The sequence below is a fragment of the Flavobacterium eburneipallidum genome (genome assembly GCF_027111355.2).
In the GTDB taxonomy this organism is placed as follows: Bacteria; Bacteroidota; Bacteroidia; order Flavobacteriales; family Flavobacteriaceae; genus Flavobacterium; species Flavobacterium eburneipallidum.
In genome coordinates this window covers 3,376,322-3,388,508 of sequence record NZ_CP114291.2, presented here as the reverse complement: position 1 = coordinate 3,388,508, position 12,187 = coordinate 3,376,322, and the positions used below count along the sequence as shown (strand labels likewise).

The 12,187-nt window shown below is 32.8% G+C and carries 6 protein-coding genes and 1 tRNA gene; 6 read left to right on the top strand and 1 reads right to left on the bottom strand.

Annotated elements, in window-relative coordinates; translation table 11 throughout:
- Positions 1-11 precede the first annotated feature (11 nt).
- Positions 12-500 (bottom strand): DUF1761 domain-containing protein, encoded by a 489-nt coding sequence (locus OZP15_RS14225; RefSeq protein WP_281336467.1) that lies wholly within the window; start codon positions 498-500, stop codon positions 12-14.
- A gap of 194 nt (positions 501-694) precedes the next feature.
- Between OZP15_RS14225 and OZP15_RS14220 the strand changes: the two genes are divergently transcribed.
- The 6 genes from OZP15_RS14220 (at position 695) to OZP15_RS14195 (ending at position 12,098) form a co-directional block, all read left to right on the top strand.
- Positions 695-1,552: a leucine-rich repeat domain-containing protein gene (locus OZP15_RS14220; RefSeq protein ID WP_269226148.1), complete on the top strand. Its 858-nt coding sequence runs from the start codon at positions 695-697 to the stop codon at positions 1,550-1,552.
- 273 nt (positions 1,553-1,825) lie between these two features.
- Positions 1,826-1,898: transfer RNA gene (locus tag OZP15_RS14215), tRNA-Met, on the top strand.
- Positions 1,899-2,914: 1,016 nt separating this feature from the next.
- A complete protein-coding gene (locus OZP15_RS14210) occupies positions 2,915-4,951 on the top strand; it encodes a transketolase family protein (protein WP_269226508.1) in 2,037 nt (678 codons plus the stop codon).
- An 18-nt stretch (positions 4,952-4,969) separates the two neighbouring features.
- Positions 4,970-5,638 carry a fructose-6-phosphate aldolase gene (gene fsa, locus OZP15_RS14205; protein ID WP_281336466.1) on the top strand — a complete coding sequence of 223 codons (669 nt, stop codon included), beginning with the start codon at positions 4,970-4,972 and terminating at the stop codon, positions 5,636-5,638.
- A 1,271-nt stretch (positions 5,639-6,909) separates the two neighbouring features.
- Positions 6,910-10,080 (top strand): SusC/RagA family TonB-linked outer membrane protein, encoded by a 3,171-nt coding sequence (locus tag OZP15_RS14200; protein WP_281336465.1) that lies wholly within the window; start codon positions 6,910-6,912, stop codon positions 10,078-10,080.
- Positions 10,081-10,091: 11 nt separating this feature from the next.
- Complete coding sequence (locus OZP15_RS14195; RefSeq protein WP_281336464.1) at positions 10,092-12,098, top strand: RagB/SusD family nutrient uptake outer membrane protein; 2,007 nt, start codon at positions 10,092-10,094, stop codon at positions 12,096-12,098.
- Positions 12,099-12,187: the final 89 nt, after the last annotated feature.

Sequence of the window (12,187 nt, the reverse complement as noted above, 5' to 3'; positions counted from 1 at the left end):
GTTATATGATTTTATGCAAAACCACAAATGATTCCGCCCATTAATGCTAAAGTTACGATCCAATAACCAGCGTTAATGAATATATATTTCCAAGATTTGTTTTCGAATAAACTATTGATTGCAACCATAGGAAAAGCAAAAAACAAACCACTCATAAAACCATGCAAAGCACCGTGTTTAAAGGTTCTGTAGGCTGTTCCGTAATCAGTCATGAATGCTGCAAAAGATGGTTTTGCACTTTCAATCATCGGCGGACCTCCTATCATTCCCAAAGCTCCAGATTGATGGATAGTTAATCCCATTAAAACGATTGTCATCATTAAGGAGAATAAATAAGTAAGTCCAAATATTTTTAGCATATTTCCTTTTTCAGAAGATTCGGGAGTTAGTCCTGCTTCTTTCATCCAGATTGTTCCAAAAACTTTGGGATGATACCAAATAAAACCCACTGCAAGCGTTACTACAGCCGATGCTAATAATGCGATAAAGTTAATTTCCATAATTTGTTTTTTTAAGTTAGAGTATCAAATTTAATAATTTTTAGTTAGGTAGTTATTATTTATTTAAATATTTAAAATTTATAAGAATATATTTATTTTAAAATAAAATTTGTGTATTTAATCGATTATTTATGTCTATAAATACTATTTTTGTGTAGTTTAGTGGCAATATTTGAATTCTAAAAAGAAGCGTCATGAAAAATACTTATACTTTACTGTTTATGATTTTGATCTCAATCGGATTGAGAGCAGAAGTGTCTGTTACAGAGAAAAATACATTAGTGCAATTGTACAACGCTACAAATGGTGCAAATTGGACTTCAAAATGGGATTTGAATACACCAGTTTCCTCGTGGTATGGGGTAGGAGTACAAGATGATAAAGTGGTTTCAATTGAGTTGTCCAATAATAATTTATCAGGAGAGCTTCCTGCAACTATTTCGAATTTAGTGCATTTGAAAAAATTAAATTTGTACAAAAATAATATTTCAGGAACAGTACCAGCTGCTATCGGATCGATGAAAGCTTTAGAATCACTTAATTTATCTTTTAATAAATTATCAGGATCTTTGCCAGCAACCTTGGGTAATGCTACTGCTTTAAAAAGTGTAGAATTGTTCATGAATCAGTTGTCTGGGAGTATTCCTGCTGAAATTGGTAATTTAAGCAATTTAGAAACGTTGTCATTGTATAATAATAGTATCACAGGGCAAATTCCAGCAGCTCTTTATGGATTAACAAATCTAAAAGTATTGCATTTGAATAGTAATAAAATCACTGGAAATTTAAGTCGTTCTGTTGCAAATTGGACTAATTTGGAACAATTGAGTTTGTTTGATAATAAAATGAATGGTCAAGTGCCATTTGATTTAGAAAAATTAAGTAATCTGAAAGAAATGAATATTTCATACAATGAGTTCAGTGGATTAGTTTCTAAAGATTTATCAAAATTAGATGTTTTGAATATGACCATGATCAACGAAAAAGGAGTAGCAGTGGCGTTGACTGTTAAAGCAAATGATAAAAACACCGCCATTGTTTCTGAGGAATAGTAAATAGTTAGTTAGTTAGTTAGTTAGTTAGTTAGTTAGTTAGTTAGTTAGTTAGTTAGTTAGTTAGTTAGTTAGTTTTTTATAAGTAATTAAGAACCTGCCAAGTCCAACTTCGCAGGTTTTTTTATGGAATAATTATTGAATGGCCTTTTTTTTTTAGTTCGTTTTTTAGTTGTAATGAATAGCCAATCAGTTCAATACATAATATCTGAATATTTTTTTAAAAATAGCTTGTATTTATTAAAATTGGTTGTATCTTTGCACCCGAAACAACGCGGGATAGAGCAGTAGGCAGCTCGTCGGGCTCATAACCCGAAGGTCACAGGTTCGAGTCCTGTTCCCGCTACTATACTTACCCATCCCATTTTTGAGGATGGGTTTATTTGTTTTTAATTTGTGTAAATATTTGATATACTGTTTGTTAGGTTGAGTAATGTATTTTTTTTATGTTCGATATTTCCTGTTTTTGATGGAATATTGAAACCCATCTGGAAACAATAGGATTTGAAATTTTCTCTTCTGGTTATAATCTAATGAATCGTAGAATTTACTGGGGTTTACAGCTATTTCCATAAAATAAATAACCGCTTTTTCAATGTTCGATTTTTTTGACGGCATTAATTCTAATTCTTTTGTTTTTTGAATTATTGCTTATTTTATTTTTTGACTTTGTCTTTCAAAAATTTCTTTCGAAATCTCATTTATTGCATAACGATACTCCATAATGTCATAGTTATCTTTTAAACCGTTTATGTCTTTTGACAAGACTTTTTTATTCTCGGATAAAAAAAAACAACAAAATAGATGCAAAGTCTGTAAATTAACCTAGAAAAGCAAAATCTAGTGTTAGATTTATTTCAATATTAGTTTTTTGTTTTTTGATTCTTAAATTTAAAATTGAGCTATTTTTTTACCTTACCGTAATAGCCTCATTTGTAATCACAATCCCTTATATGGAACTGTTTTTTATAAAAGAATCGTGTTAGTAGCACTACATTACTACTTTTGGTAGTTTACTTTTAGTACATCCAAGTATATAGGTATCATTATTTATTAGATTTTATCGTTTTAATCCTTTTTCAGGATGCTTTTAGTGAGAATTAATAAATTTATTTATATTTGCAATCGGTTGTGTGTAAATATTTATTTATTTGAATAAAAAAATAAATGAGTTTTATTTGACGATAGTGACAGAATAATTGGAAATATCAATCAATGCTTTTTAGTATATCATATTAAAAATAATTGATTTTTTTCTGATTTTATTCAAATTTAAGATGGAGCGATTGAAGGTTTGTAAATTGCATTAAATCATTTAATTAGAGGTTTTTATAGCATTTTAAGAAATAATAAAATATTAACATGAATCAAAAAATTGACAATTTAGCCGCAGATAACATAAGAGCATTAGCCATTTCGATGGTAGAAAAGGCAAATTCAGGACACCCTGGAGGCGCTATGGGAGGTGCCGATTTCTTGCACATTCTATACACCGAATATTTGAATTTTGACCCAACCGAAATGGATTGGCCATTTAGAGATCGTTTCTTTATGGATGCGGGTCACTTATCGGCTTTGATGTATGCGCAATACAATTTATTAGGAAATTATAAAAAAGAAGATCTTCAAAGTTTCAGACAATGGGGTTCAATCACGCCAGGCCACCCTGAAGTAGATGTGTTAAGAGGAATCGAAAACACTTCTGGACCATTAGGACAAGGTCACGCTATGGGAGCTGGAGCTGCTATTGCTGCGAAATTCCTTGACGCTAGATTCAACGGTCTTTTCGAACACAAAATCTACGGTTTTATCACGGATGGTGGTGTTCAGGAAGAAATCTCTCAAGGTGTGGGTCGTATTGCAGGACATTTAGGTTTGAACAACTTTATCATGTTTTATGATTCGAATGATGTGCAACTTTCTTCTATGACAGACGAAGTGACATCAGAAGATACGGCTATGAAATACGAAGCTTGGGGATGGAAAGTAATCACTATTGATGGTCACGATCACGAGCAAATTCGTAAAGCGTTGAACGATGCGAATGCTGAAACTGAAAAACCAACCTTAATTATTGGTAAAACCATTATGGGTAAAGGTTGCGTTCTTGCAGATGGGTCTATGTATGAAGGAGAATGCGAATTGCACGGAAAACCAATTGGTGATACCAAAGCAGATTTCACAAAAACTTTAATCAATTTAGGAGCAAATCCTGAAAGTTCTTTCGATATTTTCCCAGAAGTTCAAGCACACTACACATCAGTTTTAGCTAAAAAAACGGCTGCTGCTGCTGAACAAAAAGCAAAAATTGCTGCATGGAAAACGGCTAACCCAGCATTGGCATCCAAAATGGATTCGTTCCTTTCTGGTGTACTTCCTGATTTAGATTTGAGTCAAGTAGTTCAAAAAGCAAATGTAGCTACGAGAGAAGCTTCATCAGCTGTATTGGGTTATTTAGCAGAAAATTTAGAAAACGTAATCGTTTCTTCTGCCGATTTATCGAACAGTGATAAAACAGATGGTTTCTTGAAAAAATCTTCTGTATTGCAAAAAAATGATTTCAGCGGAGCTTTCTTGCAAGCTGGAGTGGCTGAATTAACAATGACGGCTATTGCCAACGGAATTGCTCTTCACGGAGGTGTTGTGGCTGTAGTAGCGACTTTCTTTGTGTTTTCTGATTATATGAAACCAGCGATTCGTTTGGCTGCTATTCAGGAATTGCCTGTAAAATATGTCTTGACTCACGATTCATTCAGAGTTGGAGAAGATGGACCAACCCACCAACCAATTGAGCAAGAAGCGCAAATGCGTTTGATGGAAAAAGTAAAAAATCACTCGGGAAATCCAAGTTTATTAGCACTTCGTCCTGCTGATGCTATCGAAACTTCAGTAGCTTGGGATATGGCGTTGAAAAACACTAAAACACCAACTGCTTTGATTCTTTCTAGACAAAACATCAAAGACATTCCTGCTGTATCATCTAGATATGAGGAAGCAACAGCAGCTAAAAAAGGTGGTTATTTAGTAAAATCGACTCCAAATGCTGATATTACTTTATTCGCAAATGGATCGGAAGTTTCTACATTATTAGGCGCTGCTGAAATTTTAGAAAACGAAAACAATCTAAAAGTAAACGTAGCCTCTATCATTTCTGAAGGATTGTTCAAATTACAGTCAAAAGAGTACCAAGGAAGCATCATCCCTAAAGGAAAATTAGTTTTCGGTCTTACGGCTGGACTTCCTGTAAACTTGGAAGGATTGATTGGCGATAGCGGAAAAGTAGTTGGATTAGACCATTTTGGTTATTCAGCTCCAGCTAGTGTGTTGGATCAAAAATTCGGATTCAACCCTGAAAGTGCTGCTAAAGAAATCTTGAAATATATTGCAGAAAGCAAATAATTAAATAAATAGTAAAAAATGAAATTTTTTATAGATACAGCAAATTTAAAAGACATAAAAGAAGCTAATGATTTAGGAGTCCTAGATGGAGTAACCACTAATCCCTCATTAATGGCTAAAGAAGGAATTACAGGGGCAGAGAATATCATTGCTCATTATTTAAAAATTTGTGAATTGGTTGATGGTGATGTAAGTGCCGAAGTTATATCGACTGATTTTGAAGGAATGATAGCTGAAGGAGAGCAATTAGCTGCGTTACACCCGCAAATTGTTGTTAAAATTCCAATGATTAAAGATGGAATAAAAGCCATAAAATATTTTTCTAATAAAGGTATTAGGACAAATTGTACTTTAATTTTTTCGTCTGGACAAGCCTTATTGGCTGCAAAAGCTGGAGCAACTTATGTGTCTCCTTTTATTGGAAGATTAGATGATATTTCAACAGATGGATTAGTTTTAATAGAAGAGATTCGATTGATTTTTGATAATTTTGGTTTTGAAACTCAAATTTTAGCTGCATCAGTGCGAAATGTGATGCATATAATCAATTGTGCTAAAATTGGATCAGACGTGATAACTGGGCCATTAAGTGCAATAGAAGGATTGTTGAAACATCCTTTAACTGATATTGGTTTAGCCACATTTTTAGCAGATTATAAAAAGGGAATAGCTAATTTAAGTAGTTAACTTGATCTTTATAGTTTGTTTATAAATTCAAATAATATGTGTTTTTATTAATAGGATGATTGGTTACTAATATTTTTAATGAAGGTTTATGTTAAAGGAAGTCTTATATAAGGCTTCCTTTTTTTATATGATAATTTCTTTTACAGGTTAATTCTTTCGTTTTAGAACTTGTTTACAGCATTCCGATAAATGATTAAAATTAAATGTTTTTTTTACATTTATCATTTCTTTAATAATTTTGGATATAGCTTATTAATTTTTTAATAGTTAAATTGTTAAAGGATTTTTTTTTGAATTATACTTATTAAAATGTCATTATAAATATTTGATATGTATTTAAATTGAATATTATTTTTCAATTATTTAAAAAATAAATACACAATCGGTTGTTTTATTTAGTTTTTTATTTATCTTTGTTTAAAGGATTTTAAAAAACGTTTGTATTTGTATCAAACAATTTTGATTTTTAGAGTCTTCGAAAATGATTTATTTAAAATAATTTTCGAGTAACTAGGAGTGTTTTTGATAAAAATAATTTGGTTAGTTTATTTTTAATATTTGAATAGGGTTGCTTTTTGGTTGAGCGGCCCTTTCATACAAAATGAAGAAAACTAAATTGTTACATCAGTAAAATAATACTGCATTAAGGATTACCTAAAAGATTTTGTTGTTTTCATAAAAAAATTATTGAGGTTACAATTGGTGAAATTCCGAAACAAAATCCAATAAATCTGCTTTAAACACACAATCGGTTGTATTTATTATTTTTTGCTTACCAATAAAAGTTAAAAATAAATAAATCTTTTTGTTAATGAAATAATTGAATTTGAGTTTAAAAGTAATTTGGATGAAATGAAAGCTAAGTTTTAAAAAAATAACCAAGATATACTAATCTATTAACAAACCAACTAATAAAACCAAAAGCCTATGAGTTAACCAAACCTTAAAGATGTTTTTTGTTTGTTTTAAGAATAATAAGATCCAGTTTATTTTAATAAATACAGTGATTTTTATAGTTCTTAAATTCTTAAATAAATAAAGCATTAACTTTTTAGAATAAGCTATATATTTTCTTTTTATGTTGATAGAGTTTTTGATTTCATCTTATTTAAGATGTTTCCTAGGATTGATTTAAAAATAAATCAAACTTTAGCTTCAATCGCTTTATTGGATTAAAAAAATTTAAAAATCACAGATTTTTTTATAATGAGTACTATGGTAAATTCTATATTCTAATTTGTAAATAAATTAAAAAATGTCAAAATATTAATATGAAAATACAATTAATTAAAATTCCACGCAAGATGAATTTCGTGGTATTAGGAGTTTTGTTTATGTTTTCTAGTGTGTTGTTGGCAAGAGAGGGGAAATCCACTTTGTCTTCTTCCGCTAAAATTAAGCAACAGAATCAACAAATAGTTGTTACAGGAAAAATTACTTCTTCAGATGATAAAAAGCCAATTCCTGGTGTTAATGTAACAGTTAAAGGTAATCCTGCAATTGGCGTAGTAACCGATATTAATGGAGACTATAAAATTACACTACCTTCGTCTAATGAAACATTGATTTTTTCTAGTGTTGGTATGCAAACCATCGAAAAGAAAATTGATGGTCAAACAGAAGTCAACATTGTTATGTCTTCAGATCAAACAACTTTACAAGAGGTTATTATTGTTGGTTTCGGTCAACAAAAGAAAGAAAGTGTTGTTGGGGCAATTTCTCAAGTTTCGGGTAAAGTTTTACAACGTACAGGAGGGGTTACTAGTTTAGGTGCAGCACTTACAGGAAATCTTCCAGGTGTGACAACCTTGACAACTACAGGAAAGCCAGGGGAAGAAGATCCCGAAATTATTATTAGAGGAGTTAGTTCATGGAACAATTCTCAGCCTCTTATCCTTGTTGATGGTATCGAACGTGCTATCAATAGTGTTGATATTACTTCAGTTGAGACTGTTTCTGTGTTGAAAGACGCCTCTGCTACTGCTGTATATGGGGTTAGAGGAGCTAATGGAGTAGTTCTTATTACAACAAAAAGAGGGGTAGTTGGAAAAGCAAAAATTGATTTTGGATATAGTGCAATAATGAAAGCAGTTTCAAAGCTTCCAGGTAAAATGGATGCTTATGATGCTCTTATGGTAAAAAATAAGGTAATTGAATATGAGCTAAATCAGCAGCCAGTTTCTTGGACTTATATGAGACCTCAATCATTTATTGATAATTATCGTAATCAAACTACTCAAGAACAAAGAGAAAGATATCCTAATATTGATTGGCAAGATTATTTATTTAAAGATACTGCTATGTCTCATACTGCCAACGTTAATATATCAGGAGGAACAGATAGAGTAAAATATTATGCTGCAGTAGATTATGCTAACGAAGGAGATCTTGTTAAAGTACCGCCTAGCAATCAGGGTTTTGAATCTGGTTACAGCTATAATAGAATAAATTCTAGGGCTAATTTAGATTTTCAGTTGACAAAATCAACAGTGTTTAAAGTGAATCTTTCAGGATCTTATGGGTTGAAAAAAGCACCATGGAGGGTAATTAGTGAGGGGTATATGTGGGCAGGAGCTTATAACACGCCACCAGATTTATATTATCCATTGTATTCAGATGGATCTTGGGGATATTACCCTCAAAATTCGGTTCAAGGAGCTAACTCAGCATTGAATTTAGCCATTGGTGGATCGCAGTCTATAACAACCACTCGTATCGCAACCGACTTTAATCTTAGACAAGATTTAGGAAAGATTCTTAAAGGACTTTCGGCTAATGTAACTTTTTCTTTGGATAATACTTTTCTTGAAGAACAGAGAGGAATTAATAATGATAGCTATTCTATTCAGAGCAAATATATTGATCCTGTTACTGGGATACCTGTCTTCTCGCAAACACCTGATGTAACAACAAATTTTGATTTTTATGAACCATTAAACTGGGCTACAAGAGGAGGTACAATGAATGATGGTTCTACTTACCGTAATTTGAATTATCAAGCACAAATAAATTATGTTCGTGATTTTGGAGTACATAATGTAACTGGAATGGGGAATTTCCAGCGCCAGGAAACAGCTTCGGGTGCCAATATTCCTGCTTATCGTGAAGATTGGGTTTTTCGTGCTACTTATGGTTACAACAAGAAGTATTTTTTAGATTATAATGGAGCTTACAACGGTACTGAAAAATTTGCACCTGATAATCGTTTTGGTTTTTTCTCCTCAGGAGCGGTAGGGTGGATGATTACAGAAGAGAAGTTTATGAAAAAACTTACTTTTCTTGATCAGCTAAAACTGAGATACTCTTACGGTCAGGTTGGGGATGACAGTTATAATGGTCGTTGGTTGTATGAAGATGTATATGGTAGTAGTATTTCACGCCCTTTGTTGACTCAAGGGAATCAAGGCGAGCTTAGTAATGCTTACGGATGGATTACACAAACTTCCATAGGAAATCCTTCCATAGCATGGGAAAAAGTAACGAAACAGAATTTAGGTTTAGATTTCTCATTATTTAAAAAAGTATTGTCTGGAAGTGTTGATGTCTTTAAGGATTACAGAACAAATATCATTTTGAACGGAAGCCAAAGAGCGGTACCATCTTATTTTGGATTTGCTCCACCGGTTGTTAATAAGGGTATTGTAGAAGTTAAAGGTTTTGAGTTTGAATTGCATTACAGTCAAAGACTTACCAACGACCTTCGTTTGTGGTCTGATGTAAGTTTTACACAAGCAAAGGATGAAGTAATAGATAGGGATGATCCAGCACTGCTTCCTGAATATGTAAAAAGAGAGGGTTATCCAAACAGACAATCCACTTCAATGCTGGATCAAGGCTTTTATAATACTTGGGATGAGTTGTATGGTAGTACGGCATTTGATAGTAATGATGCCAAAATTCCTGGTAATTATAGAATAATGGATTTTAACGGTGATGGTGTGATTGATAACAATGGGGATAGAGTGAGATATGGCTATCCATCAAATCCTCAAAACACGTATAATGCAAGTCTTGGTGTAGATTGGAAAGGTTTTAGTGCCATGGTTCAATTCTACGGTGTAAGTAATGTTTCTCGTTATATCGAAACACAGAGTTTTGGTTTACCTTATTTTAATACGGTTTATGATGAAGGTACTTATTGGTCTAAAGATAACACGAATGCTGACTCTCCTATGCCAAGGCTAAATAGTACCTTAAATGGAAATAATCTAGGTACTCGCTATTTGTATGACGGATCCTATATTCGTTTGAAAAATGCTGAAATAGCTTATACCTTTAATTCAGAGCAGGTTAAGCGTATTGGGCTTGAGTCATTGCGTATCTATGCAAATGGAAATAATCTTTGGTTATGGACACGTACACCAGACGATAGAGAAGTAAATGGAAATACCGCTTATCCTTCGGTAAGTCGTATAAGCTTAGGTTTTAGATTAACATTATAAAATACTATAAGATGAAAAATTATAATAAGATAATTCTATATTTTGGACTTTTCTTTTTTGTAGCGGGGAGTTTTACTTCTTGTTCTGATTATTTGGACATTAAATCAGGATCTACAACTGATCCAGATTTGGCTTACCAAAACTTCACAAATTTCCAAGGTTTTACCGAGGAGTTATACCACTGCATACCAAGTTTCAATAATCGTGATGATAACAATTTCTTCAATAATGGAGAAGAGGAAATGTGGCAGGCCAATGCAGCCAACCAAGGTGCTTGGATTTGGCAAGTTGATTTAGGAAACTTTTTAGCTTGGCAAAGAGGGGGTTTTGGTAATGGAGGATCTTTTTTAGATCAAAATGATGTGGATTTTAGCACTAACAATACTAACAATCAAAAAAGATCAAAGTCATTGTGGGTAGGTTCTTGGTACGGAATTAGGAAAGCAAACATAGGTCTTGCAAATCTTGATAAAATGGTAGATGCTACTCAGGAAGAGAAAGATATAATTGCTGGTCAATTGTATTTCTTTAGAGCTTGGTTTCACATGCAAATAATCTCCTATTGGGGTGGAATGCCTTATATTGATTCGGTTTTAGCTTCTGATGAGCCATTGCGATTTCCTCGTTTGACTTATCAACAAACTGCTGATAAGATTGCCGAAGATTTTACTAAAGCAAGTACTTTATTGCCATCAGACTGGGATGCTGTTCCAGCTGGACAAGCTACTTTAGGTAAAAACGAACTTAGAATCAATAAATGGATGGCTTTTGCTTATTTAGGCAAGAACTATTTGTATGCTGGAAGTCCATTAATGAATAAGTCTTCAGGAGGAGGAGAACAGTATAATGCAGAATATTGTAAAAAAGCTGCAGAGGCTTTTGGAACTTTATTAAATGCATCAGAGAATGGTTCATGCCAATATAAATTAATCCCTTGGGGAACTAATGGAACTAGTTATGAGCAAGTATATCGTACGAATGGACAAAATGGTAGAATGCCAGGTTCTGCAGTTGTTAATGGAGTAACTTATCTTGAGGCAATTTTCAGAGGCCCTAATTATGGAGGTACTGGTCAGTCTATGGATAAGCAGTATTTATGTGCTAATGTTTTACAAGGTAGAAGTTGGTCACAATACCCTACGGCAAATTATGTAAATTATTTTGGTACCAATACTGGTTATCCTATTAATAGTGCTAGTAAAGCAGATGTTCCTGGTGATCAAGGTTCCAATTATGACATAAACTATCCTTGGAAAAATAGAGACCCCCGTTTTTATCTTAATTTTGGTTTTGATACCAGAAAGATGGTTAATTCTACTGCTACTGCAGAAGCAAGGCAATATACTTATGCCAATTTATATGATGGTGTTAGAGTTGGAAATTATAGATCTTCACGTGCTTCGGGTAGTAATACAGGATATTTGTTGATGAAATTTAATCCGCTTGGATTAAATAGATACGATAATGCATATAATAATCATCAAGTTCATATTCCATGGCTTCGTTTGTCAGATGTTTATTTGATGTATGCAGAGTCCATCGCTATGGGGCATAACAATATTCGTGCTACTGCAACAACATGGAACAAAGATGCTGTTTATGCCATTGATAAAGTTCGTAATCGTGTGATTCTTCCTAATGGGAATCCTTTACCAGGAGTTCAAGCGCCATTTTTAGTATCTACTGATATGTTTATGTCAGAAGTGAGACGTGAACGTGCTGTAGAATTAGCTTATGAAGGACATAGATTTAATGATTTACGTCGCTGGTTGCTATTGACTAAGTTTCCTTATAATGTTAAAACGGGTATTACTTTTGATCGTGATGTTCCTGAAACCAATGATGTTAATCCTACCAACAATTTCTTGGACAAAGTTAATCCAGAGAACAATAAAATCAATAATTTAAAGGAATCTGTTGTTTGGGAACGTATTTATTCTGATAAACATTACTGGCTTCCATTGAAACGAGCGGATGTAAGCATATATCCTGAATTTTATCAAAACCCTGGCTGGTAATTGCAAATATATAATCGAAAAAAATAAATAATAATGAAATATATCAAAATAGTTTTTTTTATATGCGCAATATTTACTCTTTTCTCATT